The organism is Candidatus Rhabdochlamydia sp. W815 (assembly GCF_018642185.1).
Taxonomy (GTDB): domain Bacteria; phylum Chlamydiota; class Chlamydiia; order Chlamydiales; family Rhabdochlamydiaceae; genus Rhabdochlamydia; species Rhabdochlamydia oedothoracis.
Genome location: NZ_JAAVTY010000009.1, coordinates 1 through 24,881, shown reverse-complemented (window position 1 = coordinate 24,881; position 24,881 = coordinate 1). Strand labels below are relative to the sequence as shown.

The following is a 24,881-nucleotide window of genomic DNA, read 5'->3' as shown; positions in this document are numbered from 1 at the left end:
GCTTTTTCTGACCTCGCCAACTAATTTTTTTTAAAACTATTTCAAGAATACTCTTAGAATTTTTATCATCTTTTTTATTCCAAAGAGGGAAATAATAATCACATAATTCCCATTTAGGATATTCTATGGGTAACATACGCCACTGGCAACCACTTGTTAAAATGTACAAAATTCCACAAAAAATATCATATAGATCAACTCTTCGTGGACGTGTTTTTTTGCGTGTAGACTCAAGTATTAGATGGATTTTGCTAAATTGTTTACGAGAAATATCGCTTGGATAAGAGCGGGTCATAACTACCTCCAAAGGTTTTATGAAAACTATCATTATACCTTAATGAGAAGATTTTAAACAGGCTCTAAAGGGATTGACACCATTTGAACATATTATCAAAAGTTGGCAAAAAAAACCAAAAAGTTTTAGAACTAACCCACTCCATCACACTTTGGAACTAAACATCTAAGAGATTTGAGTTCTCTAATTGCACATAAGGGGAATATAACCTACATTCCCAGCCCTAGGGCATTTTTTTGGAATTAGCCCATAGATTTGAATTATCGTTTCTCCAAACAAGCAAATGACTTTCTTTCGAATTGCGTTAATGTTGCTAATAACCTCTCTAACAACCTGCAAGAGTGATTCATCATAAAAACGGACAAGACCAATCCCTTATAAGAATAACTAAATAAAAGATATTGTTCAAATATTCTAATAGAAAAGACGCTTGTTAAGTATTGCTAGATTCAGCAAGCACAGGTTCTGTAGATAGTTCCTCATAGGGATCTTTTAATGTCTCTTGATGGGCAATGAGGTTATCAAATTGGTGGCCTAAAGAACGAACGGAGACCATCCAGGCGCTGATTACTCCTAAGAGAATGATAGCAACATAAGGGGTGCTGAGAGCAACGGTTCCGAAGAACATAAGAAGGGTTTGATGGATGAGGGCGCCTCCTGATTTTCCAAGACGAGAACCCACACCATCAATAGCTGCTTTCCCTTTTTGTTTACATTCTTTGCTTAAAGGGGTAAAGGCCATTTCTTTGGTGACATCGAATAAGGTGTACTTAGAAGCTCTAGCTAAACAGTTTTGCAGGGAACCAAAAAAGACACAAAGCGCCAGAGGGGTAATTCCTAAGAAAGCAGAGATAGAAGCAAAACCTACATCTTTAAAGAAAAAGCAGGCAAAGAAAGCGACTCCGGTAAATAAAAGAATAAAAGGAGAAGCTAAAGCACTAAAAGTCCAACTGAACCGCCTAATGATCACGCTGGAAATAAAGATGCTGGTTACCGTAGCAACAATGCCGATCCACTTAAGGATTTGCCCCATATAGGCATTAAAGTCAGCAGGGTTGGGATAGAGTTGTTTCACTTGATCCTTCCATACCACTTCAATTAAGTTAATCGCGATATTATAGGTTATCACAATGACAGCAATACAGATAAGATAGGGAGACTTAGCTAGGTAGCCAAAATTTTTACGCATACCCATTTTAATTTTTTCATTTCCATTCTGAGCAAAGTAACTTTCTGAGTTATAGCCTTGTTTCTTTTTATGCATATAGCGGAAAATCAACATGCATAAAATCCCGTTTATAATTACTAAAGAGGTAAGAAAAAAGACTGCTTGGTCCCAAGCGTTATTACCAAAAGGCAGGAAGGGGTGATAATTTAAGCGAGACATCGAGGTAGCGACTTGACCAGCAACGATTCCCGATATATTAATTCCAATTCCAAGTAGACCATAATAGCGTTTAGCATCATCAACAGAGGTCACGTCATTAGCAAATCCCCAGAGCAAGACCGTCATAATAATTGTGCTCCACATCTCTGACATGACGTAGAATAAGGTGAATGTCCAATTGCGAAATAAAGCGATAAAGCCTTGAAAGCCCATAGGTAGGGATTGTTGTATGCGATCGCCTAAATGGTGTGGATGCAGTGTGTCTTGGAAAGGATATAGAAAGAAGAGAAATATCGTAAAAAACCCGATAAAGATGCTCATCATAGCATAGAAGGTTTTTTCTCTAGAGAGACGATTCGATACTCTAGTAAATAAGAAGGTAAATAGAAAGGCCATGGGAACAATGGCCCAGACCTTAATAAAAGGGAGGGCTTCAGCACCAGAGGAAGGGGCTGTTATGACAAGAGCGTCTTTTGTTGCTCTTAAGAGACTGTAATTGAATCCAATAAGAAAGAATAAACACAAAAGAGGCACAAACTTGAGCAGCTCATGGCGGTAGATTGGCCATATACAAGCGCGTAACTTGCTAAATTTTGCTGCCGCAAACATATTCCTGCCTTGAAGTTGCCTTAAATTATAACCTTTTTTACTTATTTTTCAATAATAAAAAAAAAAAGCAGATAAAAGGCAATTGTTTAAAATATTTTATTTAACTATCTGATAATCCATCTATTCCAGGCAGATGCCCAAACTCTAGGTATTCTAGAGAGGCTCCGCCTCCTGTTGAGATATGCGAAAAAGAGCTAGCAAGGTGCAGTTGATTGATAGCAGCAACTGAATCTCCACCGCCTACTACTGAAAGGGCTTTTGAAGAAGCAATCCATCGAGCAATTGCTTCTGTTCCTTTTGCAAACGCAGGAAATTCAAAAACTCCTAGAGGCCCATTCCAAAATATAGTAGAAGCTTTTGTAAGAGCTTTTTCCCAAATAGCAATGGTTTCTTCTCCTATATCCATTCCTTCCCAACCATCTGGGATTCCTTGATTAACTTGGATGTATTTGCTGTTTGCCTCTTTGGAAAAGTTATCTGCTATTAGCAAATCTACAGGCAGCCAAAGCGGTAGCTTTTGATCTTTACAGCTTTTGATCAGTTGCAGGGCCTCATCTAGCTGATTTTCTTCACAAATAGATTTTCCAATTTGATAATCTTGGGCTTTTAATAGAGTATAAGCCATCCCCCCTCCAATAAACAAGCCGTCTACTTTTTTTAAGAGAGACTTTAACACGCCCAGTTTACTTGAAATTTTTGCCCCACCAATGATTGCATAAAAAGGACGCTGTGGATTTTTTATTAAAGAACTTAAGGAATCGATTTCTTTTTGCATGAGAAATCCCATAGCGGATTTACCAGGAAAGTATTTTGTAATAGTTGTAGTCGAAGAATGTTCTCGATGCGCTGTTCCAAAGGCATCATTTACATATAAATCTCCAAAACTAGCTAGTTTTTTAGCAAATTCTGGATTGCTTGAAGGGTTTTCTTCTGCGGGATCAAATCGTAGATTTTCCAATAAAAGTATTTGATTTGGTTGTAGATGAGTAACTAAGTTTTGTGCGCTAGGACCTATACAGTCTTTAGCCATTAAAACAGGGCGTTTGAGTAAAAAGGCAAGAGCTTTGGCACAAGGCTCTAATGAGAGTTTTGGATCGGGTTTCCCCTTTGGTCTACCAAGATGGCTCATTAGGATGACAGATCCTTTATTTCTTAAGATATACTGGATGGAATTTAGTGCTTCTTTAATTCGCGTATCATCTGTAATGATTCCCTCTTCATTTATAGGGACATTTAAATCGACACGCAAGAGTACTTTTTTATTTTTTACATCAAGCTGTTTTAAGGAGAGTTTATTCATCAGAATACTTTTTATTTAAAGTGAAGAAAAAGGATTTGCTTCTTGACAAAAGCGTGTACCTTGTTTGCGTTTTTTTAGTTCGTGATGGATCGAAAAAAGCAAATCTTGATCAAAGTTTTGACGCGCAGCCCATCGTAGATACTCAAGAGGTATTTCAGAGAATTTACGTCTTTTATGTTTTCCAAGAGGCATGGTTTTTAATAAAATAGGTCTTTTTAAACGTTCAAGGATTTGCGTGACTGTTTTATAACGTTTAGCAAGAAATTTAAACACTTTAATATTTACTATAACATCATTCATAGCTCGATGGGCACCCTCTTCTGCGATGTTAAAATGTTTGCGTAACATTTCTAATGAGTTGGTAGGACTTTCTCCATATAAACGGGCTAATCGCAAGGTATCTACATAGCGGATAGAGGAAAGATTATTGGGAACAGCATATTTTTTTGCAGAGGCATTTAAGAAAGAAATATCGTTAGTAATGCCATGGCCAATAACAATATAATTGTCAATAAGCTCAAAAATGCGAGGTAGAATTTCTTGAATTTTTGGCTTTCCTTTTACCATTTGATCTGTAATATGGTGAATAGCTGTTGACTCTTCTGGTATAGAAAAAGAGGGTTCAATTAATGTTTCAAAAGAATCTATGATGGTATCAAAATTAAAGCGTGCAATAGCAAATTCAATAATTTCATCTTTGTCTGGATCCAGCCCAGTTGTTTCGCAGTCTAGGCAAACAAACACATCTTTGTGAAGTAAGGTCATGATTTTTCTTGGAGTAATGATTTGATCTTTTCGGTAAGAATTATTCTGTTTTGTGGCTCCTTAATAGAGCAAGTGAAAAATTCAAAAGACTGCATGGGGAAAACAGATGAGAGTGTTTTGGAAGCAGCATGGATTTGCTTTTTTATTTCTTGGATTTTCAGTTTATCGCTTTTGGTAAAAATAATTAACAAGTTTTTATGATAAAAATGAGCCCATTTGATGAAGCTCAAATCATCTTCAGTAAAAGATCGTCGAATATCTACTAAAAATAAAATCAAACGTAAACTCGAACGTGTTTTTAAATAGAGATCGATTAATTCGCTCCATTTTTCTTTGGTTTTTTTGTCTACTCTTGCATAACCATAACCAGGAAGATCTACTAGAAGAAATTGCTGATCAACAGTAAAAAAATTAATGGTTTGTGTTTTTCCTGGTTTTGAAGATGTTTTAGCAATCGTATAATTATTAAGAAGGTAGTTGATTAGAGAGGATTTGCCTACATTAGATTTTCCTACAATAGCAACTTCTTTAAGGGGGAGCTTTTGGGGATTGTTAATATGGGGGAAGTCAGAAACGCAAGCAGCGGCTGTGATAAATTGTGCATTGTAAAAAAAAGATTTTTTAGACATGCAACCCCATTACTACAATTTGCCTTTGTGCCTCATTAAGATGGGTCATGTAGATGCGAATGGTTTCTTTAGGTAGCAAGGAATCAATTTTTTCAGCCCATTCCAAACAACAGAGCCCTTTTAAGTAAAAGAAATCATCAAATCCAGCAGATACAAACTGGGTTGCATCGAGAAGGCGATAGAGATCAAAATGATACACAGATGAAAGTTTTCCTTGATAAATATTGAGATAGTTAAATGTTGGACTACAAACATCTTGGGAATCAATCCCTGCAGCACCGTAAATAATTCCTTTAAGCAGCGTTGTTTTCCCCGCTCCTAAATCCCCAAATAATCCAATTATCGGATGTAGGTCAATAAGAAGTGATCCGATTTTCTGTCCGATGCAGAGCGTTTCTTGAGCGGACCTACTAATAAAACTCTGCTCCATCAAAAATCTCTTTTTAAGTCTCTTCCCTCTCTTCTTCTAGCCATAAGTCTACAAAGGCAGAAAATTCATCGTAATTAGCAAGGGTTTCTACAAAAGCATTAATTTTTCCTTCTTCTAAATGAGTCTGAATAAAAGACATGAAGTGCTCTTCAATCTGATAGCGATTTTGACTGGGCACTTCTTCTAAAGGAATATTTTTTAGCTGGTTTTGAACAAAGTCTTGAATTACCGCTTCTTTACTGTTAAATAATTTACCAGTAACAGCAGAGGAAAAGACAATTTTTTTAATGGGTTCTTTGCGCTTGACAATATAGTTTTTTATCACGTCGAAGTCTTCTGAAACCAAGAATCTTTTTGCTTTCAATCCACCGACCCGTTCGGTATTTTCAGGGCATTTGGAAACCCAATCGTAGATGGCATCTTGCGGGTTAGGGTGTGTATTATCTGCAAATACCTTTCCTGTAAATGGACATATATAGATTTTTTTACTCTGTTCGTTAACACTTTCCTGTCCATATTGAATTTTAATTTCTGTTTCACGCCAAAGCTTACCCGCTTCTTCCAATCTATGAATAAGATCTTCTCTGCTCTGATAGATCATTTTATCTCGTATGAAGAGTACGGGCTTTAAGTTAAATTTTTTTTCTAAAAAAAAGAGATAAGTTGTGATTAAATCCGCTTTTTTATTCTTTTTTAAGAATCTAAGCATTTCGCTTTTAATAGTTTCTGGAATTGCAATAACCGACATTTTTCCCTCTTACAGTCAAATCATTAAATTTGTGGAAAAGAAAAGAGTATCTTAGGATCTATTTAATGTTCAAGTTAATAGATCTCTTGCATAACCAATAAGCAATCTAAAATTTTAAAGTATTTTAATCCATGAGATATGATTGTTTAAGCGATATAGCTGGAAATGCTTTTGTTAAGATAGGAATCTATAAATGAAAGCTTTAAAATAAGGGGTTATGCAAGAAATCTAATGTTCGAGAACTATTGCCTCTCTAAACATAATTGTGTTTGTTCATTGCTAAGGCTCTTAACAAATAAATAATTTGTAGATAATCATTTCTGTTTATGTTATCATGCCGTGAAAATGTTTATTTTAGCAGAAATTGTAAACAAAAAAAATTATTTTAACGTCTTGTTTTACTTTAAAGGTATAAAAAACCTCTGTTAGCTATTTTAGGAGGCATCTAATGGCCCAAGCCTGTGAAAAAACGCTTACTTTAGAAGAAATTTCGGTTTCTGGTTATGAAAAAATAATTAGAGTGCTAAATCCAGAAGTGGGACTACATGCAATTATTTGTATACACTCTAGCGTTATAGGACCCACTTTAGGTGGTATACGCATTTATCCCTATCCCAATGAAGAAATAGCTTTAAAAGATGTAATGCGCCTTGCAAAAGCCATGACTTATAAGTCTCTTCTGTCTGAGTGTTCCTGGGGGGGAGGAAAAGCTGTTATTATAGCAGATCCTAAAGTGGATAAGACAAAAGAACTACTCTCTGCTTTTGCAGAAGCAGTACATCAACTTAAAGGAGAATACATTTGTGCAGAAGATGTAGGTTGTTCTCCTGAAGATGTTCTGCTTATTAGCAAAACCACTCCTTATGTAGTAGGTCTGCCTCATGAAAAAAGCAGTGGAAATCCTGCTATTTTTACAGCTTGGGGAACTTTTAGAGGGATACAATCCGCCCTCAAGAAAATATACAATTCTTCTGATTTAGAAGGTCGTAAGATAGCAATTCAAGGTATAGGTACGGTAGGTTTTGAATTGGCTAGGTTGCTCTTTTGGGCTGGAGCCCATCTCATCATTAGCGATCTGGATCAAAAAAGATGTTTAGAGCTTCAGCAGCTCACCGGTGCTGTTATTCTCTCTACAGAAGAAATCTTAAAAGCAGAATGCGATGTGCTAGCGCCTTGTGCTATGGGTGGGATATTAAACTCTCGCACCATTCCTCTTTTGCGCTGTTTAGCTGTTGCTGGTTGTGCTAATAACCAACTACTTAATGATAGCGATGCTGATGAGTTAGCTAGTCGTGGCATTTTGTATGCTCCTGATTTTATTATCAATGCAGGAGGATTAATCAATGTATCGCTAGAGCTAGAGGCAGAAGGGTATAGTCCGATTCGAGCTCGTAATCGCGTAAATCGCATTTATGACCAGCTCATGGTTATTTATAAAATTGCCGAGCAAAATCGCTTCTCCACTCATAGGGCAGCGCTTTCTTTTGGCGATTATCGTCTAAAGTATCAAATTGGTAAGCGCATAGAACCTCCTTATTTTCATCATGCATCCATGTAATTTATGACTCATTTAATTAGTTTAATAGAGGAAAAAGCAACGCAGGCGATTGCTAACCGTTTTTCTACTGAAATGGTAGACCCCATGCTTTTGCAAGCAGAAATTACAGAGAGCACACAGCCTCAATTTGGGCATTACCAATGTAATAGCGCTTTAAAAATTGCTAAAATAGTAAAGGGGAATCCTAGGCAGATTGCAAAGCAGATTGTGGATGTAATAGATCTTTACGACCCAGCAGGTCATAAAATGATTGAAAAAATAGAGATTGCAGGTGCTGGCTTTATTAATATCTTTCTATCTCCAGATTTTTTAGCTAAGCGAATCGAATCTATGCTTTCAGATGAGCGCTTAGGGGTTCCTTTAGCAAAAAGAGAAAAAATTATTGTAGAATTCTCTTCTCCTAATATTGCAAAAGAGCTGCATGTTGGGCATTTGCGATCGACAATTATCGGTGATGCTCTCGCTAGACTATTTGAGTTTTTAGGTTATGAGGTATTGCGTTTAAACCATATAGGGGACTTTGGCACGCAATTTGGCATGCTAATTGCTTATATTCAAAAATATGAATTGAATACTTTTCAAGATGCGATCGATCTTTCCACTTTAATGAGCTGGTATAAAAAAGCAAAACACCATTTTGATCAAGATCCGGAATTTAAAAAACTATCTCAACTAGAAGTGGTGAAATTACAACAAGGAAATAAAAGCTCTTTTCAGATTTGGGAGAGAATTTGTGAGGTTTCCAAGGCTGCTTTTCGAGAAATTTATCGGCTTTTAAATGTTCGTTTAATAGAAAGAGGAGAGTCTTTTTATAGTCCTTATCTTGCGCAAATAGTTGCGGATTTAGAGCAAAAAGGGTTAGTTGCGATATCTAATGGAGCAAAATGTATCTTCTTAGATGGTTTTATAGGAAGAGATAACGCTCCCTTGCCTATGATCGTGCAAAAATCAGATGGGGGCTACAATTATGAAACCACAGATATGGCAGCGCTTTATCATCGGGTGCAAAAAGAAAAAGCGACTCGGATTATTATTATAACCGATGCAGGGCAAAGTTTGCATTTTGCCATGATTTTTAAAGCAGCTGAAAAAGCCGATTATTTTGATCCCAAACAATTACAATTAGATCATGTCCCTTTTGGTGTTGTATTAGGCCCTGATGGGAAAAAATTTAAAACTAGATCTGGTGAGACGGAAAAACTGATCGATCTATTAATGGGTGCTATTCAAAGAGCTAAACAAATTCTAGAGACAAGACTTCCCTTTCTATCAGAAGAAGAATTAGAAAAGAGCGCTAAAATTTTAGGCATAGATGCCGTAAAATATGCAGATCTTTGTTGCCATAGAATCAAAGATTATGTTTTTAGCTATGATCGGATGTTAAGATTTGAAGGAAATACCGCTGCGTTTTTATTATATGCTTATGTACGTATTCAAGGCATTAAGCGTAAAATAGGGAAAGAAGTTGTAAAAGGGCCTATTGTACTTTCTCATCCTTCTGAAGTGGCGATGGCTTTTCATTTATGCCTTTTTCCAGAAACGCTACAAAGGATGTCGCAAGATCTTTTACCAAACCGTTTATGTGATTATCTGTACGCCTTGGCAGAAAAGTTTCATGCTTTTTTCCGTGATTGTAGGGTAGAAGGTAGTAGTGAAGAAAACAGCCGGTTATTGCTATCAGAGGCAACGGCTCAGGTTTTAAAAAAAGGGTTGTCTATTTTAGGTTTGCGAACTTTGGAAAGAATGTAGATCGACTACAGTCTTATTCGGTTGGTTGGGGATTTCTTGTACATACTTGGGGATACAATACCCAGGAAGTCTAGCAGAGAGTTGTTTGATTAATTCCCGTCCCTTTTCTATAGATGCTTCAAAATGTTGTGTGCCTTTTACACGATCGAGCTGATGTAAGTAATAAGGTAGAATGCCATGGTTACTAAGCATAGTAAATAAATCGGCTAATACTTTTAGATCGTCATTTATTTGATGCAATAAAACCGTTTGGCAAAGTAGGGGAATTCCCAGCTTTTGAATCCGTTTTAGTGCTGTAAAAATAGCATTATCTAGTTCTTTTGGGTGATTGGAATGTATGACAAAAATCACTTGTTTATCCAAACAAGAAAGCAGAGAAATCAATTCAGCATCGATTCTCTCAGGAATTCCAATCGGAAAACGCGTGTGAAAGCGAATCTTCTGAATGTGGGGGATTTGATTTAATCCTTCCAATAAATGTTTAAGTTTTGCATTGCTTAGCGAAAGAGGATCTCCTCCACTTAGGATAATCTCTGTTAAGCTTACATCTTGTGCTAATTCTTCAAGCTCTTTATTAAAATCAAGGGTTTCTTTTTCATAAGCGAAGTTTTGTCGAAAACAATATCTACAATGCATAGCGCAAGCGCTTGTGCACAGAAGTAAAGCTCTTCCTGTATATTTATGAAGAAGCTTAGAGGTTTTTGTAAAAGAGCTATCTAAAACAGGATCGGATACAAATAATGGGTGATCCTGGAGTTCTTGTTTAAGGGGAAGAAACTGCAGTAATAAAGGATCTTTCCAATCACCCTTTTTTATTTTTTTCGCTAATCGATAAGGAAGATTGAGTACAAAATGAGAAGAAATCAGTACTTTTTTTTCCGCTTCTTCTAAAGGAAGTTTTAAATAGGAAAGTAAAGACTTCCAATTGGTAAAACTCTTTTTTTGTATAGCTCTCCAGCAAGATGTTTTTGACATGGGTTAAAACATGGGTAATTTTCTAAGACATTCTATGGGCTTATCGATTTAGAATCAATTTATTACCATAAAAACTAGATTTAAGGTTTTTAAAATGCTATGCAATAAAACAGTTTAATCCTAAAATTAAAACCTTCTTTCCTAAAAGATATAATAAAGGTTTTTATGCCCAAATCCCTTACTCGAGTGCTCATTATCTCTATTTGGATTTTTTTATTAGCATGTTTTTTATATGGGCCTAAATTTTCTTCTGCTTCTAAAGACTCGATTAATGTTTTTACATGGGGTGGTATTTTAAATGAGGAGATCATTCAAAGCTTCGAGAAAAAAACAGGCATTAGAGTGAATGTTAATAACTATTCCTCTAATGAAGAATTGATTCTGAAGCTAAAAGCAACAGAAGGGCAAGGCTATGATCTGGTCATACCTTCTGATTATGCAGTGAGTATTTTGGTTAAAAATCAATTAATCAAAGAATTAGATCGAAAGAAACTTCCCTTCTTTCATCAGCTCCTTCCCGAATTATTAGGGCATTTCTTTGATCCGGAAAATCATTATTCTATTCCACTTTTTTGGGAGGTTTATGGCTTAGGAATCGATAGAGATTTTTTTACCAAACTTTTTATACCCTCTTGGAGCATGATTTTTGACCCAAAATTAGTAGATTATCGCATTGTTATGGTGAATGATCCCATTGAAGCCATTGAAATAGCTGCATTTTACCTATGTGGCCCCATTTCTTCTCTCTCCAAAAATCAAGCCGAAAAAGTAAAAGACCTTTTGTTACAACAAAAGCCATGGGTAGCAGCCTATGCAACCTCGCGAGCAGATTACTTTCTAGCTACTAAAAACTCCCCCCTAGCAGTGGCTTCTAGCTCCTATATTTTTCGCTCAAAACGCAATTTTGACTTTATTGATTTTGTTGTTCCTAAAGAAGGATCTTTTATTTCTATTGAAAATCTCTGTATCCCTAAAACGTGCGATAAAGAGATTTTAGTCTATCAATTTATCAATCACCTCTACCAAAAAGAATCCATACGCGTATACTGGGATTCCTTTAGACTTTTCCCTGCCTTAGACGATAAGCAGGATCTGGATTTTGATCTTCAAGCACATAAGATTTTTTATGGTTTAGCAGAGGATTTTAAAAAGTATCATTTTTTTAAAAATCTTCTTCCTCAACAGAAAATGCGAGATATTTGGGTGGAGATTAAAGTCAACTAACCTAGAGGGTTTTTTCTAGGTAAGAACCTCAGTTTTGGGTTTTAGTTCTCTAATTGCACACAAGGGGAATATAAATTCTCTTAGAGCCTGTTTAAAATCTTTTCAAAAGTAGAGCAATAAAAGCGAGAACCACCATATTCAGACTTGTATGTAGTTTTCTTTCGCAATTTTTCCATAGCCTGCGACATTTTTCTATCCACGCAAAAGAACGCTCTACAACCCATCTTCTTTGACGCCTATAAATCAAAAATTAGGTTAATGAATGTTCTAGTTTGTCAAAAACTAAACAAAATTTACTTAAAAATGAGATGATTTTTTTTAATATAGCTTCAATAATAAGGGCTGCGGAAAATAAGGAATGGACAATTTCCAGAAAAATTCAAATTACTCTTTTAATGTCCTGTACCCTGGGGGGTAAGGAATATAGGGTAAAAGAAGAAGTTCCTAGTTCGGCTAAACAAGTTGTCAATTTTGCCCAAAACCACTTTGGAGCATTTTACACACCATCAGCTATTAAGCACATTTGTAAAAACGCTTAATCAATAGCTTCTGAAAGAGTGGAAAATTTATTAAGAGTTGATTAAAGTTAGCCAAAGATAGTTCAATTGGATTTAAGCCTGGTAAATAGGAAGATAAAAATAAAATCTCGCAACCAGCCTTTTTGGGCATTTCGAAACTCAGCTATAGCTTATAAAAAACTGCATAACTCCTAATATTTTTAAAAAGTAAATTAAATTTAAGATAGGTTCAAATAGCAAATAACGACTTTGCTAATAAGAGATGTTTTTTTTAACTTTTAAGTTGTTTTTTACTTCGTTTAGCGATTTTTTTAACTCGAGGCTTTTTAACTTCTTTAAATAATTTATTTACAACATCTTTTTGAAGACTCTTTCCTCCATTGGTATCTAAGTATAAAGTAGTAAGAGCCCCTAGAGCAATTCCTAAAAAGGTCCCCAAAAATAGATTTTTACATGAATGATCTGGTTGAAACATATTTACCTTCATTTTGTCAGTTTTTTCCATAGCTGCATTCCTGCAGCTGCTAATTCTAAGATGTCGGCCAGCTTATCTTCGTTTTTTGCAATTTTCTTATCTAGCTCTTTGAGTAAACTCTCGGGATCTTCAATTTTGTCCTTGACAACCTCTCCTGCATTAGCAAGAGCTTTCCCTATTAAGTGCAGGGTAGATTTTCTATCTTTATAAGAAGAGCTCTTTAAAAGAATAATTGCACTAGCACCAAGAGCACTTCCGATAAGAGTCCCCAAAAGAATATTTTTTGTATCTTTATTTAGATTTGACATATTACTCGTCCTTTATTTTTTTAGTAGGATCACTGCATCTGCCACATAATTAATTACTTCTGTAAGTTTTTCATAGCTATTTTTTGCTTTATGTGATTTTCCATGAGAAAGCTTAAGGAGTGGATCGAATAGAAAATTTAAGGCCTCTGATTTTTCTTTTATATCTACGGTTAAATCATTTACATTTTTAAGCAAAGTAAGGCTTTCAGCAGAAATCTCCTTTAATTCCCCTTCAACTTTAGTTAAGGTATTCTTAGTTTTTTTTAAAGTTGCACAAGAGTTTCGCAGCGTCATAATTAAAAAAATGACTAAAATCACAAAGGCTATGGTACTTACTGCTACACAAACCTCAATAATCATGAAAACTCTCTATAAAAAATAGATTATATTATATTCTTGTTCTTAATTTACATTGTGCAATTATTTATAATAATATGTAAATAAAAAGTATATTATAAAACTTTAAATATTAATTGTATTTTAAAAAATTATATAAGGTGCTTAAAAGGGCTAGAAGAACTCCAGCCCTATTGATAGGAAAAATTAAGGTTTTACGGAGGCTTTGATAATTCTAACTTCTTCCAAAGGTTTATCAGCTCTGTCTGTTTTACTTTCCTCAATTTTTTTTACTATTTTATAGTCGCTTATCACTTCACCAAAAATAGTATGTTTATTATTGAGCCAATAAGCATTGTCTGTTGTTGTAATAAAGAACTGGCTACCATTTGTATTAGGCCCTGAGTTAGCCATTGCAAGTAGACCTTTTTTATTGAATATTTTTTCAGACGTTACTTCATCTTCAAAACTTTTGCCCCAAATGGATTCTCCTCCAGTGCCATTTCCTTTAGGATCTCCACCTTGAATCATAAACTCTTTAATGACACGATGAAAAATAGTTCCATCGTACTTTTTGTTTTTTACCAGACCTAAAAAATTCTCGCAGGCCTTGGGAGCGATATCAGGAAAGAGTTGCAACTCAATTGTACCGAGATTTGTTTCAAAAATAACAACGGGTGTTTTAAGATTTACTCGTTCTTCTTCTAAAGATTGTTTAGATTCCACTTTTTGTACCTCTAAAGATTGCATGGGATTTAAGAAAGCAAAATTAGTTAATAAAATGATCAAATACGGAAAAAAGCCAGACATCTTAGTCCTCCTTTTATAGGATTAATAGTTTATCATAAATTTCTACAAAAGCAACCAAATGATTTTTTATTCCTAAGCCTAAAAGAAAAAAAACATTTATTTATAGCCTATTTTTATTTGCAAAATGCTTCATGAATTAGAAAATAAATTCTTTTCCAGATTTTAATGAATTTTAAATAAAATTATAAAATTAGTTAAAATACAGTTGAGAGTAAGTTCTGATCGAGATTTTTTTGTTTTAAATTTATTAAAACCATTTATTTTTCTAATTTATTTTAAAATTTTATTAGACAAAAAAAAATCAACTCAGCTAGATAAGAAAATACACATTATAAAAAACAGTTTACTTATTGTAAGAAATTCATGACTAAACTAACAAAGTCTAATGACCATTTATTTGGCTCTTTAAATCGGCCTACAAAAAGAAAATCAAATAAAGAATGTTCTTGTTCCTATCTGATTCCGATTGATGAAGTACCAGAACTATATCATCCTTATTCTGAAGTAAATTTATTTTTATCTCGAAGAATGAAACAAGAGATGCCAAATGCTCCGACTAAAGTTTGGTCCATGCAATTAGAGCAGTATCTTCTAGAAAAAATGACTCCTGAATTTCAAAAGAAATTCCCTCAATTTCGAATAAGTGTTTCTGCAATAAAAAAAACATGGGAAAAACTTGTTTTATACACAAAACAAATTCAAGATCAACCTGAAGCTATCACTGATGAGGGCAAAGTAAATATCCTTTTTTTAATTAAGCAAAATCTCAAAAACCACCTGCATTTAAAAAAGCCTAATTTTTCTGTTCCTTATTATCCCGCTTATCAGATGGCAAGTCGAATTAGTGAATGCATTGCAGCAATTGATGGAGAAGAACCTCAGCTAGAAGAATTAACAAAAATGATCTGGACAACTCAATGCCAGCTAGATCCTCATTTAAATTATCATATCAGTCCTTACCATGAGTATAATCAAATAGATGAACTGATAGTAAAAACCATTTTAGAAGAAACGACAAAACACCCTAATATTACACATCGTCAGCTAGAACATAACACACTAATGAGCCTTCGCGCTCTTTATGCTTTTCCTTTGTCCATTTCTGAAGAAATCATCCATGATTATACTTCTCTAATCCTTGCAGATAAACTATATCCCACTATCTCTTTTGAAGCATTCGCTTCAAAAGAACAAAGAGTCTATTTAGAAAACTTCCTACATAGGCACAGTCTGTATAAAAAATCAAAGAGCGCTTTATGCAATCAACTCAAGCGAATTATAGCCCTTTATGCTTTAGCTGCTCAAATGCCAAAAACTTTAACTCAACTTGAATTACAAGAAGCTATTTTAGCGGTATATCCTGTGAATAAGGAAAAAAAGCCAAACTTATCACAGGTGGTGTATACTTTTATCATGGCAGAGCTTGCATTAATGGAAAATGATCGACTTTGCCATTCTGTAGAACATGTACTCTCTACAATCTGGAATGCCTACCAAGAAGCGATTCTTTTACCTAATTTAACAGAGCAAAAAGAGCTTTTAGAAGTTCTTATTTGGAAAAATCTTACACTTGATGAAGAGCTATTACAAAAAATTTCCCCTTGTATTGCAAAAAAAATAGAAGAGGAAATTGCCCATGCATTAATTGATAATCCCAAACAAAGTTTTTATTATCTACTGCAAGTAATTAACCAATTTTTTAAAAAAGTAGAAGAATTGATAAAAAATAAAAAATGGAAAGAAATTGAAAAAAAAATCTATCCCTGGGTCATCCAAGGAGACATGCTTTGTCAAAAGATTGAAATCGGTATAAATCCTTTTTTATTACAATTTATTCATCAAAAATGGACGCAAACAACTTTTGAGACCCACGAACAATTCGTAAACCAAGTTTATGAAGAATACTTACAAAAACATCCTAAATTAGTCATATACGCCGATCAGCTTTCTAGACGCATATGGACCTTATATAAATACGCTTGGTATAACTTATTTTCTTATTCAACAGAGTCTTGTATAGAAAGGTTTATCAAATGGCATATCATTTATATAAAACCTCTTTCTTCTCAAGAATTGCACAGTCAAATAGATAAGTTAAGTCAAGATATTCTTCCTTTAATCCCTATCGATGCTAAGCTCTGCGAAAAGATTTTTTATAAGATCGATAAAGAAGCCAAACCCCAAACAAAATAAAGGGAATGCTTAAAATTTGCCCCATTTTAAAGGGTAAATATATGAGATAAGCGCTTTGTTCTTCTTTAAAAAATTCTAAGATAAACCGAACGCTAAACACAGAAATGAAAAACCAACCGGTTATTCTTCCCTTGTGTGTTAAAGAGGGCTCTTTTTTCCATAAAAAAAATAAACAAGCAGTTAGAATTGCGTAACTCAATGCTTCATATAATTGCACAGGATGGCGTGCAACAATAGCTGCAGATCCTACAGGGTGTAGAAAAATTACCCCCCAGGGAAGATCTGTTGGGACACCTAAAATCTCCTGGTTGACAAAATTTCCTAGACGAATAAAAGATCCAACTAAAGGAGTGGGAATAACAACTAAATCAATTATATGCAAAGTGCTAAGCTTATATCTGTGACAAAACAACCATAGGGTGGCTAAAATCCCCAAAGCAGCGCCATGACTAGCAAGACCTGCTTCCCAAAAGGCAAAAATGGCTTGAGGATTTTGATAAATAACCATCCAGTTTTGATAAAAGATAAAGTCACCAAGCTTAGCTCCAATGAGCATCCCTATAATCAAATAAGTGGTTAATCTTTCTATGATAACCGTATTGCGTTTTCTAAAAGATAAAATCCAAGGCTGTAGCCAAATGTCCAATCTAAAAAAAGATTGCACTTTTTCTATTTGAAAAGCGCTCATATATTTTTTAGCAAAGCCTATAAAAGACGGTTCTGCTTGAGGAGGATTTGGAAGATCGATTGGATGATCAACGGTATGATTTATCGCTTGAATTACCTCTTTCTTAATTTCCTCAGGGACATTTTCCTGCTTTTGCTGACAAAATCGTTTTACTTTTTGAGGAAATGCTTCGAAAAGCATATGTAGATAGGAAGACTTATGTTTTTTTTGTAAAAATAAAGGCCAGCAAATAATATCTTGTTTAGAAAATTTTAAAGAAAATAAGCGATAACGCAGCCAACAATAACGAAAAATAGAATATCCTACGATAAACCCTAGTGCAAATAAAACACCATACCACATCAATGGTCTGTGGATGAGAGGAAGTAGAAAATGAAATACCATTGGATTAGGATCCCAATATAAAAATCCAAACATAAAAAACAAGCTATCTTTATTGTTTTAATATATAGGCTGACTGGAAATAGACTCTAGAAGTACTCATTAAAGCAAATCCTACTGCTACATCGATGACACCTCGAATAGAAGAGGTTATTTCTAACCATCTTAAACCCATTCCCAACAACATCATACCAATGACCAAACCTAAATATATAGGAGGGTATACTTGTAGAATAGAAATGGGCTCTGGAATCAAGGATATCCTTTTTACCGCTTTTTGCGCGGTTTTAGAAAGAATAAAATACCCTTTTATGAACCCCAAAACTAACCCTAAGCAAAACAAAACCATGGCATGTTCTCGACTTTGTAAAGAGGGTTGTAAAATCAGTAAGTAAAGTCCCATCGATAGCAAAAAACCACCTATAATCAGCCATATTACTCCACTTACTACAATCCATCCAAATCGACCTAAGCGCATATTCATGCTCCTGTTAGTTTGTCTAATGAGTCTAACAGAATATTCTGTTAAACGAATAGCCTAAATTCAAAGCTAAGCTTATCGACAAAAAAGGTATTGCTATCTAGAATGAGTATAAACATTTTACTAAAAACAAAATTTTATTCAACGTTTTACGTCATCTTAGGAGAACCTCATGAATCTCTCTGTTGCCTTTATCCGCATCCTCTTTGTAGTCCTAAGTATATTTTTCATGACCACGTTTATGATCTCCAACACTTCTGGAAACATACAGACCAATATTCTTATCGGCGTATTAATAGGCTTTGTCTTTGGATTGTTTCTCATTAGCTTTGATCTATTATTTAAAAGGTTTAATTTACGCTCTTTCAACATTGCAGTTATTGGTATCTTTCTTGGCTATTTAATGGGACAGGCTCTGGTATTGGTATTCGATGCTATTCTAGATATCAGTCGTGCATCGATTTCCCTACAACCTCAAACTTTAGAGATGTTAAAAATTGCCTTATTCTTGTTTGGTACCTATCTAGGTACAATTATGACATTAAGAGCAGCGGATGAACTCTATGTAAGCATCCCTTTCATTAAGTTTGCTCCTACAGCAGAAAAAAAGAAGGATTTAATCATTGATAGCTCTGTTCTCTCAGATGCTCGGATTATCGATCTTGCCACTACTGGTTTATTAGATAATCAAATCATTATTCCACGCTTTATTATTAAAGAGCTCTATACTCAAGCGGAAATTGGTGATGAATTTTCCAAGCTTAAAGCTAAAAAATGTTTAGAAGTGCTTAAAAAAATTGAGCTGATCGCTGAATTAGGCTTGCGTTTCAATGATACGGATTTTCCAGATGTTAAAGATGTACAAGGCAAACTACTGCGCTTAGCTCGTCTCTTAGATGCAAACCTACTCACAGCAGATATTAGCCGTATGCAAATTGCTGAAATTGAAGATATCCGTGTCATTAACATCCATACCCTTTCTAACTCCTTAAAACCTTTGATGCAGGCAGGAGAATTCATAAAAATTAAAGTACAGCGCTATGGCAAAGAACCTAGACAAGGGGTTGGTTATCTAGACGATGGGACAATGGTCGTTATAAATGGTGGCGGGAATTATATAGGCGATATGGTTGATGCAAAGGTTCTTTCTGTTAAACATACTAGTTCAGGACGCATGGTATTTTGTAATGCAATGGATGGTGAATCCAATCAAGAGTATGAGCACGAAGAGAGTCATGAGTAACCACATTTTAGGACTTGGAACAGATATTATTGAAATTGAAAGAATTAGACAAAGCATCGATAATCACGGATATCGTCTTATATCTCGGATATTTACGCCCAAAGAACAAGATTATTGTCTAAAACACAAGGACCCTACTCCTCATTTTGCAGCGCGTTTTTCCGCAAAAGAAGCTATTGTAAAAGCTCTAGGAACTGGCTTTACCGAACACATCACTTGGCAAGATATAGAAATTATCAACGATGTTTCCGGAAAACCGATTGTCTATTTCAGCACAAAGCTTCAAAAGAAAACCGAGGGAACCTGTATACTTCTCTCCATGAGTCATTGCAGGTCATATGCAACAGCTACTGCTCTGTGGACAAAGAATTAAAACAAACAGAAAGGAAAGCAATACAGCAAAGTCAGACAATGTACTCGCTCAGGAAATGTTCTTGCAAACACACGATAGGCATAACTTAGACTAAAAGTACCATAATAATCTAGCTGACATCTATAACATATGCCTAAATCAATGGATTGATGATGATACCTTCCCCAGCCATTAAAATGATCTACCACTACTTGCCGAAGATCTCCAAAACCAAAATCCCCTTGCAAAAATAGTTTTAAATGATGGCGATTGCACCAATTGTTCTCATAGGAGATCTCTTGCCTTGTCCACCAAGAGCCTCGGGTGGCAATTCCTGCCGCTAACCAAGCGTAAATACGGGTAGTCCAGTTAGCTCCATCAGAGAATTCTTTACCAATCGCTGAAAACAATTCCCAGTTTATACGGGCAGAATAAGGACAGCCCACATCACGCAGATTCCGTTTAGAGACATCGCGCAAGCTAAGTCCTGTAAGGAAACTTATAGGATCTCCTGCGACATCATCTAACCACAGGTAACGCATTTGCATAGCCCCACTACGCATTCCCCAAGACTGCTGAGCTGTATTAGCGACTTCTAATTCTAATTCAAAATCAAAATGTGTAGATAAAGTAGCTCCTAATCCAATTGATAAAATTTGATCGTTTGAAGCAAAGGGTTTGGTTGCTCCCTGTACGTCGGGATAATGCCGATAGGTATATCTTGGTATCAAATCTGCTTCAAACAGATCGGATAACCAAGGTTTTGTTGTTAAAGCAAAACAACTTAAAGGAAGAAAAATAGCAATTTTCGTAAGTAGAGCCATGACTTTAAAGATGTCCTTTTTCAGATAGCCATCTCTCTGCATCTAATGCAGCTATACATCCAGTTGCTGCTGCTGTAACAGCTTGACGGTAAATATGATCATGCACATCTCCAGCGGCAAAGACCCCCTCTACGCTGGTTTTAGAGCTACCTGGCTCTATATGAATATAGTTATTTTCTTTTAGCTTCAGTTGGTTTCCTAAAAATTTGGTATTGGGATCATGTCCAATGGCAAAAAACACCCCGCCCGCTGAAAAAGTACTTTCTTGATGGGTTTTTACATTTTTTAAAACCACTTTACGAACAACCGTATCCCCTTCGATACGCACTAATTCCTGATTCCAAAGAATCTCTATTTTAGGATTTTTCTTTACACGATCAGCCATAATTTCAGAAGCACGCAATTCTTCCCTACGATGTACCAAAAAGACCTTCTTTCCATATTTTGTTAAAAAAATCGCCTCTTCTACAGCAGTGTCTCCTCCCCCAATCACATATAAATCCTGATTGCGAAAAATAGGGGATGCTCCATCACATACAGCACATGCAGTAACTCCTTTTTGCCAAAATTCTTTATCCCCTGCTCCTGGTACATTAAGGCGACGAGCTATAGCGCCTGTTGCAATTACCAATGCATCTACTTGTATTGAAGTTCGGCGTCCCTTTATCATAAATGGCCTTTTTTCCAGCTCTACTGCAATCACATCTTCTGTCAAAATTTGTGCTCCAAAGCGCACTGCTTGTTTACGCATACGATCCATCAGCTCAGGTCCTTGTATTCCTTCAGGAAAACCGGGAAAATTTTCTACATCGGTTGTGGTCATTAGCTGCCCACCAACTGGTCCAGAAGCAAAACCTTCAAAGACAATGGGCTCTAAATTTGCACGAGCTGCATAAATAGTGGCAGTAAGAGCAGCAGGCCCAGACCCAATGATTACAAGTTTTGTTCGTTTCATATCTAAACTTTTGTTATGCATCTATAAAATCAACTACTTTAGAAAAAATAAGAAAGAACAGGTTTTATCTCAAGGAAAGATTCCAGCTGGAAGTTCTTTAAAAAGAATTAAACAAAGCATAAAAAGATGATTTAAAAAAATTATATATATAAACGCTAGTTTAGAAAAATAAAAAAGATAAGCTTCTCCCATTTGCTCTAAAAATACTATGCAGTAAAACATTTTGATCATAAAATTAAACACTTGTAAAGATTAAAGATAAACCAGCTATCGGATAACAAAAATGATCACACAAAAAACGCGGAGCATACGGTTAGAAGCTTTAAGAAAATCCCTAGATGGAGGGGTTATTATCCCAGAAGTCAATTTAACGATTCCTGCTGGTAAGTTTTTTGCTCTTTTAGGTCCGAGTGGATGCGGCAAAACCACCCTACTCAGACTAATTGCTGGATTAGAGAGCGCTGAATCGGGAAGAATCTATTTAGGAGATAGTGAAATTACTAATTGGCCTATTTACAAAAGACCTGTTAATATAGTATTTCAGAATTATGCTCTTTTCCCTCACCTAAACGTATTTAATAATGTTGCCTATAGTCTTAATCTTAAAAAACTCTCTAAAGAAATCATTCAACAAAAAGTCATTAAGATCTTGGAATCCTTTCATTTAGAACAACATATCTACAAATACCCCAGTCAACTCTCTGGAGGTCAACAGCAACGTGTTGCCTTAGCTAGAGCTATCGTAGATGAGCCAACTGTTCTGCTTTTAGACGAACCTCTTGCTGCTTTAGATTTTAAGTTGCGTGAAAAAATGTTGCTAGAGTTGATTGAACTACAAGATAAACTAAAAACTACTTTTATCTATGTTACTCATGACCAATTTGAGGCCTTGACCGTAGCTGATCAAATGGCCATTATGAACCATAAAGGAGAAATAGAGCAGATAGGTACTCCTAAAGAAATTTATGAATTCCCCATCTCTTCTTTTGTTGCAAAGTTTGTAGGAACCACAAATATTTTAAACGGTCAACTGCGCTACTTAAATCAGGGCCCTGAAATTGAAATCCCTAACCTAGGTCGATTCAAAATTGATATTCCACAAAAAAAAGAATGGATGGATGAAGGGCGTCAGATCATGATTAGTTTGCGACCTGAGAAGATTTTTATCTCTAAAAAAGCCGTTCCTAACTTTTCTAATACTCTAAAAGGCTCTGTTCAATCCATTGTTTATCATGGAAGGTCTACTCAATATAACATTCTGATAAAAAATGAAATGCGTATTCAAGTTTTTGAACAAAATGAAGAGCACTTTCCACAAGAGGTCATTGATTATGATAACGAAGTATTTTTGTATTGGCAAAAAGAGAACGTGGTGATCTTAGAAAGATGAAGCCAAAATTATCTTCTGATTTGCCATTTTTCATAGGATCGTCTGCAATGATCTGGCAGGTATTATTTTTCTATTTACCACTCGCAATGATTTTTATTTCTAGCTTTTTATACATAACGAACACAGGCGCTATCGGAGGCATCACTCTACAAAAAATCACTTTTTTTTTACGTCCTGTATATTTAAAAGTGATCTTTAATTCTTTAATTTTAGCTCTGAGCAATGCTTGTATTTGCTTAACCATTGCCTATCCTTTTGCTTATTTTTTGACCTTTAATAGTAAGAGATTTAAAAATGTACTGCTATTTTTATTAATTGTGCCTTTCTGGACTAACTTTCTTTTACATGTGTACGCTTGGTTTTTCGTATTAGAAAAAAAAGGACTTATTAATCAATTCTTGCAATTAATAGGGATTATAGACAATCCCTTACATATGTTAAATACCCCCTTTGCTATCATGATTATGATGGTCTATTACTACTTGCCTTTCATGGTTATGCCTCTTTACTCGGCTATGGAACAAATTGATAATCGTCTTATAGAGGCCTCTTATGATTTAGGTGCAAGTTGGTTTCATACTCTGCGTCGCGTGCTACTGCCTTTAACTAAACGAGGATTACAGGCAGGATTTTTCTTAGTCTTTATTCCTTCTTTTGGCGAGTTTGCAATTCCAGAGCTCATGGGTGGAGATAAGTGGATGTTTGTGGGGACTGTAATTTCTAGCTTTATTCTCGACGAACAAACAAGTTCATTGGGAGCTGCTTTTACAGCAGTGGCTTCGATTTGTCTTTTGCTAAGTGCTATTCTTCTCTATTTTTTAATCGATCGTATGATCCCTGGACGCGCTTATGAAACAAAAAAATAGTTTAGCAAAAGTCATTTCCCTTTTATCTATTGCAGCGGTTTATTTATTCCTGTATGTTCCCTTAGCTGTTCTTCTTATTTTTTCTTTTAATACAGCTTCTTTCCCCTCTCCCTGGGAAGGATTTACTTGGAATTGGTATGTAGAGCTATTTCAATCTGAACACCTTTGGCAATCTTTTCTTAATTCCTTAATCGTAGCTTTTTCTGCAACTCTTTTAAGTCTATTAATGGGTATTTTTTTAATCTTTTATTGCTCTCAAGGAGGGAGGATTCGTACTTTTTTAACGCTATTCTATGGAAATCTCATCATTCCTGAAACCGTATTGGCAATTGGCTTGCTCGGGTTCTTTACCATAATTAAGGTTTCTTTAGGAATTGACACTTTAATTGTTGCCCATACAGTCTTAGGATTGGGATTTGTTATTCCTATTGTTTATGCTCGATTCTTAGAATTGGATGATCGCATGACAGAGGCCTCTTTAGTGCTAGGAGCTACACCTATTCAGACATTTTTACGCGTAATACTACCCCTGCTACGACCATCTCTTATTGCAACGGGTCTACTGGTTTTTATTCTCTCTTTTGATGACTTTATTCTTTCTTACTTTTGTGTTGGCAGTAATAGTCAAACTCTTTCCCTCTACATACTATCCATGTTACGCTCAGGGATTTCCCCTGTTGTCAATGCCCTCTCAGCTATTTTGCTGACATTAAGCAGCTTTCTTGTGTTTCTCTTTTTTTCCATTAAATCTAGAACAAAAATCTTTTAAAATTTAAAGAAGAAAGATCGAAAATAATTGAATTTTAACCATTAATTAACTACAAAAGCAAGTACAGCTAAAGTAGGTGTTGAAAGCACTGGCAAAAAAAAGAAATTGCCCTTCTACTGCGCAGTACCTAAGTTTATTCAGACGTGTATGAAAGAGATCATATCTTATAGCAAAGGAGAATTTAAAATGTCCAAATTACTTCCATCCATGTTTAATATCAAAAAAGGATCTATAAATGCCTTGCCCGGTTTTTTGCAAGAATTTGAACAAATTCTTCAAAGTGAAGGAAAAGATCAAGGACTTACCATTTATGATGAAAAAAATAATATTGTTATAGAAGCAGCTATGCCTGGTTTAAAATCAGACGAGATTGAAATAAATTTAAATAAAGGAATGCTTTGGATAAAAGGTGAAAAGAAAGAAGAAGAAATAGATAAAAATAAAAAATTTTATAAAAAATCTTTTCGATCTTATTCTTACAATATTGTTCTTCCTGATGAAATAGACGAGAATCAAGAACCAGATGCTTGGCCCTTTCAACCTTGAAGTGCACAAAAAAGAACATATAAATACTTGAAAAAACATCTATTGTGCACCCGAGCATAGCATGTTTGTAGATAATC

At 35.2% G+C, this 24,881-nt stretch carries 27 protein-coding genes and 1 pseudogene; 11 read left to right on the top strand and 17 right to left on the bottom strand.

Translation table 11 applies throughout. The annotated features are described in order from the left end of the window. From RHOW815_RS01620 to RHOW815_RS01590, 7 genes are all read right to left on the bottom strand, one after another. Positions 1–328, bottom strand: a 328-nt coding sequence (locus RHOW815_RS01620; RefSeq protein ID WP_215216629.1) for a transposase, incomplete at its 3' end; no start/stop codon positions are given. Positions 329–728: 400 nt separating this feature from the next. Beyond that, positions 729–2,291, bottom strand: coding sequence for an Npt1/Npt2 family nucleotide transporter (locus RHOW815_RS01615; RefSeq protein WP_215216628.1), 1,563 nt, complete (start codon positions 2,289–2,291; stop codon positions 729–731). Positions 2,292–2,391: 100 nt separating this feature from the next. Further along, the gene (locus RHOW815_RS01610) at positions 2,392–3,591 is read right to left on the bottom strand and encodes a phosphoglycerate kinase (protein WP_215216627.1); all 1,200 of its coding nucleotides are present in this window, start codon (positions 3,589–3,591) and stop codon (positions 2,392–2,394) included. A 15-nt stretch (positions 3,592–3,606) separates the two neighbouring features. Beyond that, positions 3,607–4,356, bottom strand: coding sequence for a putative quorum-sensing-regulated virulence factor (locus tag RHOW815_RS01605; protein WP_215216626.1), 750 nt, complete (start codon positions 4,354–4,356; stop codon positions 3,607–3,609). After that, positions 4,353–4,985 (bottom strand): ribosome biogenesis GTP-binding protein YihA/YsxC, encoded by a 633-nt coding sequence (gene yihA, locus RHOW815_RS01600; protein WP_215216625.1) that lies wholly within the window; start codon positions 4,983–4,985, stop codon positions 4,353–4,355. The genes RHOW815_RS01605 and yihA overlap by 4 nt, the downstream gene beginning before the upstream one ends. Further along, the gene (tsaE, locus tag RHOW815_RS01595) at positions 4,978–5,415 is read right to left on the bottom strand and encodes a tRNA (adenosine(37)-N6)-threonylcarbamoyltransferase complex ATPase subunit type 1 TsaE (protein WP_215216632.1); all 438 of its coding nucleotides are present in this window, start codon (positions 5,413–5,415) and stop codon (positions 4,978–4,980) included. Before tsaE ends, yihA begins: the two co-directional genes overlap by 8 nt. 13 nt (positions 5,416–5,428) lie before the next feature. Beyond that, positions 5,429–6,154: a DUF2709 domain-containing protein gene (locus tag RHOW815_RS01590; RefSeq protein WP_434062189.1), complete on the bottom strand. Its 726-nt coding sequence runs from the start codon at positions 6,152–6,154 to the stop codon at positions 5,429–5,431. Between the two features lie 457 nt (positions 6,155–6,611). Between RHOW815_RS01590 and RHOW815_RS01585 the strand changes: the two genes are divergently transcribed. Together RHOW815_RS01585 and argS are read left to right on the top strand one after the other, a co-directional pair. Continuing rightward, the gene (locus RHOW815_RS01585) at positions 6,612–7,721 is read left to right on the top strand and encodes a Glu/Leu/Phe/Val family dehydrogenase (RefSeq protein ID WP_215216623.1); all 1,110 of its coding nucleotides are present in this window, start codon (positions 6,612–6,614) and stop codon (positions 7,719–7,721) included. A 3-nt stretch (positions 7,722–7,724) separates the two neighbouring features. Beyond that, on the top strand, positions 7,725–9,470 hold the full coding sequence (gene argS / locus RHOW815_RS01580; RefSeq protein ID WP_215216622.1) for an arginine--tRNA ligase: 1,746 nt from the start codon (positions 7,725–7,727) through the stop codon (positions 9,468–9,470). On the opposite strand, the gene RHOW815_RS01575 is transcribed toward argS, so the two are convergent. Beyond that, positions 9,441–10,445: a KamA family radical SAM protein gene (locus RHOW815_RS01575; RefSeq protein ID WP_215216621.1), complete on the bottom strand. Its 1,005-nt coding sequence runs from the start codon at positions 10,443–10,445 to the stop codon at positions 9,441–9,443. The genes argS and RHOW815_RS01575 overlap by 30 nt on opposite strands. Before the next feature lie 165 nt (positions 10,446–10,610). Here RHOW815_RS01575 and RHOW815_RS01570 point away from each other — a divergent pair, with 165 nt between their 5' ends. Next, on the top strand, positions 10,611–11,669 hold the full coding sequence (locus tag RHOW815_RS01570) for an ABC transporter substrate-binding protein (protein WP_215216620.1): 1,059 nt from the start codon (positions 10,611–10,613) through the stop codon (positions 11,667–11,669). A gap of 91 nt (positions 11,670–11,760) precedes the next feature. On the opposite strand, the pseudogene RHOW815_RS01565 reads toward RHOW815_RS01570, so the two are convergent. Next, positions 11,761–11,898 (bottom strand): annotated as a pseudogene (locus tag RHOW815_RS01565) (transposase); the annotation flags it as partial. A gap of 43 nt (positions 11,899–11,941) precedes the next feature. On the opposite strand from RHOW815_RS01565, the gene RHOW815_RS01560 reads away from it, so the two are divergent. Continuing rightward, on the top strand, positions 11,942–12,208 hold the full coding sequence (locus RHOW815_RS01560) for a hypothetical protein (RefSeq protein ID WP_215216619.1): 267 nt from the start codon (positions 11,942–11,944) through the stop codon (positions 12,206–12,208). Between the two features lie 250 nt (positions 12,209–12,458). On the opposite strand, the gene RHOW815_RS01555 is transcribed toward RHOW815_RS01560, so the two are convergent. From RHOW815_RS01555 to RHOW815_RS01540, 4 genes are all read right to left on the bottom strand, one after another. Then, complete coding sequence (locus RHOW815_RS01555; RefSeq protein WP_215216618.1) at positions 12,459–12,674, bottom strand: hypothetical protein; 216 nt, start codon at positions 12,672–12,674, stop codon at positions 12,459–12,461. Further along, positions 12,671–12,970: a hypothetical protein gene (locus tag RHOW815_RS01550; protein ID WP_215216617.1), complete on the bottom strand. Its 300-nt coding sequence runs from the start codon at positions 12,968–12,970 to the stop codon at positions 12,671–12,673. The genes RHOW815_RS01555 and RHOW815_RS01550 overlap by 4 nt, the downstream gene beginning before the upstream one ends. A 12-nt stretch (positions 12,971–12,982) precedes the next feature. After that, a complete protein-coding gene (locus tag RHOW815_RS01545) occupies positions 12,983–13,330 on the bottom strand; it encodes a DUF948 domain-containing protein (RefSeq protein WP_215216616.1) in 348 nt (115 codons plus the stop codon). Positions 13,331–13,513: 183 nt separating this feature from the next. Beyond that, positions 13,514–14,056 carry a peptidylprolyl isomerase gene (locus RHOW815_RS01540; protein WP_215216631.1) on the bottom strand — a complete coding sequence of 181 codons (543 nt, stop codon included), beginning with the start codon at positions 14,054–14,056 and terminating at the stop codon, positions 13,514–13,516. A gap of 423 nt (positions 14,057–14,479) precedes the next feature. On the opposite strand from RHOW815_RS01540, the gene RHOW815_RS01535 reads away from it, so the two are divergent. Then, positions 14,480–16,309, top strand: coding sequence for a hypothetical protein (locus RHOW815_RS01535; RefSeq protein ID WP_215216615.1), 1,830 nt, complete (start codon positions 14,480–14,482; stop codon positions 16,307–16,309). Here the strand turns inward: RHOW815_RS01535 and RHOW815_RS01530 are convergent. Beyond that, positions 16,248–17,414: a prolipoprotein diacylglyceryl transferase gene (locus RHOW815_RS01530; RefSeq protein ID WP_215216614.1), complete on the bottom strand. Its 1,167-nt coding sequence runs from the start codon at positions 17,412–17,414 to the stop codon at positions 16,248–16,250. The genes RHOW815_RS01535 and RHOW815_RS01530 overlap by 62 nt on opposite strands. A gap of 16 nt (positions 17,415–17,430) precedes the next feature. Further along, positions 17,431–17,856 (bottom strand): hypothetical protein, encoded by a 426-nt coding sequence (locus tag RHOW815_RS01525; RefSeq protein ID WP_215216613.1) that lies wholly within the window; start codon positions 17,854–17,856, stop codon positions 17,431–17,433. Positions 17,857–18,031: 175 nt separating this feature from the next. On the opposite strand from RHOW815_RS01525, the gene RHOW815_RS01520 reads away from it, so the two are divergent. Together RHOW815_RS01520 and acpS are read left to right on the top strand one after the other, a co-directional pair. Further along, a complete protein-coding gene (locus RHOW815_RS01520) occupies positions 18,032–19,102 on the top strand; it encodes a PIN/TRAM domain-containing protein (protein WP_245397566.1) in 1,071 nt (356 codons plus the stop codon). Then, positions 19,095–19,475 (top strand): holo-ACP synthase, encoded by a 381-nt coding sequence (gene acpS / locus RHOW815_RS01515; RefSeq protein ID WP_215216612.1) that lies wholly within the window; start codon positions 19,095–19,097, stop codon positions 19,473–19,475. Before RHOW815_RS01520 ends, acpS begins: the two co-directional genes overlap by 8 nt. Here acpS and RHOW815_RS01510 read toward each other — a convergent pair. Together RHOW815_RS01510 and trxB are read right to left on the bottom strand one after the other, a co-directional pair. Continuing rightward, positions 19,472–20,278, bottom strand: coding sequence for a hypothetical protein (locus tag RHOW815_RS01510; protein ID WP_215216611.1), 807 nt, complete (start codon positions 20,276–20,278; stop codon positions 19,472–19,474). The two genes, acpS and RHOW815_RS01510, sit on opposite strands and share 4 nt — an antisense overlap. A 4-nt stretch (positions 20,279–20,282) precedes the next feature. Further along, positions 20,283–21,233 carry a thioredoxin-disulfide reductase gene (gene trxB, locus RHOW815_RS01505; RefSeq protein ID WP_215216610.1) on the bottom strand — a complete coding sequence of 317 codons (951 nt, stop codon included), beginning with the start codon at positions 21,231–21,233 and terminating at the stop codon, positions 20,283–20,285. A 283-nt stretch (positions 21,234–21,516) separates the two neighbouring features. On the opposite strand from trxB, the gene RHOW815_RS01500 reads away from it, so the two are divergent. The 4 genes from RHOW815_RS01500 (at position 21,517) to RHOW815_RS01485 (ending at position 24,804) form a co-directional block, all read left to right on the top strand. Further along, positions 21,517–22,623, top strand: coding sequence for an ABC transporter ATP-binding protein (locus tag RHOW815_RS01500; RefSeq protein ID WP_215216609.1), 1,107 nt, complete (start codon positions 21,517–21,519; stop codon positions 22,621–22,623). Next, the gene (locus RHOW815_RS01495; protein ID WP_215216608.1) at positions 22,620–23,489 is read left to right on the top strand and encodes an ABC transporter permease; all 870 of its coding nucleotides are present in this window, start codon (positions 22,620–22,622) and stop codon (positions 23,487–23,489) included. Before RHOW815_RS01500 ends, RHOW815_RS01495 begins: the two co-directional genes overlap by 4 nt. Then, complete coding sequence (locus RHOW815_RS01490; RefSeq protein ID WP_215216607.1) at positions 23,473–24,258, top strand: ABC transporter permease; 786 nt, start codon at positions 23,473–23,475, stop codon at positions 24,256–24,258. Before RHOW815_RS01495 ends, RHOW815_RS01490 begins: the two co-directional genes overlap by 17 nt. A gap of 147 nt (positions 24,259–24,405) precedes the next feature. After that, positions 24,406–24,804, top strand: a complete 399-nt coding sequence (locus RHOW815_RS01485; RefSeq protein ID WP_215216606.1) for an Hsp20/alpha crystallin family protein — start codon at positions 24,406–24,408, stop codon at positions 24,802–24,804. The last annotated feature ends 77 nt before the right edge of the window (positions 24,805–24,881 follow it).

Coding starts and splice junctions, on each gene's coding strand:
- RHOW815_RS01615 (WP_215216628.1), bottom strand. CDS start 2,291: ATGTTTGCGGCAGCAAAATTTAGCAAGTTACGCGCTTGTATATGGCCA.
- RHOW815_RS01610 (WP_215216627.1), bottom strand. CDS start 3,591: ATGAATAAACTCTCCTTAAAACAGCTTGATGTAAAAAATAAAAAAGTA.
- RHOW815_RS01605 (WP_215216626.1), bottom strand. CDS start 4,356: ATGACCTTACTTCACAAAGATGTGTTTGTTTGCCTAGACTGCGAAACA.
- yihA (WP_215216625.1), bottom strand. CDS start 4,985: ATGTCTAAAAAATCTTTTTTTTACAATGCACAATTTATCACAGCCGCT.
- tsaE (WP_215216632.1), bottom strand. CDS start 5,415: ATGGAGCAGAGTTTTATTAGTAGGTCCGCTCAAGAAACGCTCTGCATC.
- RHOW815_RS01585 (WP_215216623.1), top strand. CDS start 6,612: ATGGCCCAAGCCTGTGAAAAAACGCTTACTTTAGAAGAAATTTCGGTT.
- argS (WP_215216622.1), top strand. CDS start 7,725: ATGACTCATTTAATTAGTTTAATAGAGGAAAAAGCAACGCAGGCGATT.
- RHOW815_RS01575 (WP_215216621.1), bottom strand. CDS start 10,445: ATGTCAAAAACATCTTGCTGGAGAGCTATACAAAAAAAGAGTTTTACC.
- RHOW815_RS01570 (WP_215216620.1), top strand. CDS start 10,611: ATGCCCAAATCCCTTACTCGAGTGCTCATTATCTCTATTTGGATTTTT.
- RHOW815_RS01555 (WP_215216618.1), bottom strand. CDS start 12,674: ATGAAGGTAAATATGTTTCAACCAGATCATTCATGTAAAAATCTATTT.
- RHOW815_RS01550 (WP_215216617.1), bottom strand. CDS start 12,970: ATGTCAAATCTAAATAAAGATACAAAAAATATTCTTTTGGGGACTCTT.
- RHOW815_RS01545 (WP_215216616.1), bottom strand. CDS start 13,330: ATGATTATTGAGGTTTGTGTAGCAGTAAGTACCATAGCCTTTGTGATT.
- RHOW815_RS01540 (WP_215216631.1), bottom strand. CDS start 14,056: ATGCAATCTTTAGAGGTACAAAAAGTGGAATCTAAACAATCTTTAGAA.
- RHOW815_RS01535 (WP_215216615.1), top strand. CDS start 14,480: ATGACTAAACTAACAAAGTCTAATGACCATTTATTTGGCTCTTTAAAT.
- RHOW815_RS01530 (WP_215216614.1), bottom strand. CDS start 17,414: ATGTTTGGATTTTTATATTGGGATCCTAATCCAATGGTATTTCATTTT.
- RHOW815_RS01525 (WP_215216613.1), bottom strand. CDS start 17,856: ATGCGCTTAGGTCGATTTGGATGGATTGTAGTAAGTGGAGTAATATGG.
- RHOW815_RS01520 (WP_245397566.1), top strand. CDS start 18,032: ATGAATCTCTCTGTTGCCTTTATCCGCATCCTCTTTGTAGTCCTAAGT.
- acpS (WP_215216612.1), top strand. CDS start 19,095: ATGAGTAACCACATTTTAGGACTTGGAACAGATATTATTGAAATTGAA.
- RHOW815_RS01510 (WP_215216611.1), bottom strand. CDS start 20,278: ATGGCTCTACTTACGAAAATTGCTATTTTTCTTCCTTTAAGTTGTTTT.
- trxB (WP_215216610.1), bottom strand. CDS start 21,233: ATGAAACGAACAAAACTTGTAATCATTGGGTCTGGGCCTGCTGCTCTT.
- RHOW815_RS01500 (WP_215216609.1), top strand. CDS start 21,517: ATGATCACACAAAAAACGCGGAGCATACGGTTAGAAGCTTTAAGAAAA.
- RHOW815_RS01495 (WP_215216608.1), top strand. CDS start 22,620: ATGAAGCCAAAATTATCTTCTGATTTGCCATTTTTCATAGGATCGTCT.
- RHOW815_RS01490 (WP_215216607.1), top strand. CDS start 23,473: ATGAAACAAAAAAATAGTTTAGCAAAAGTCATTTCCCTTTTATCTATT.
- RHOW815_RS01485 (WP_215216606.1), top strand. CDS start 24,406: ATGAAAGAGATCATATCTTATAGCAAAGGAGAATTTAAAATGTCCAAA.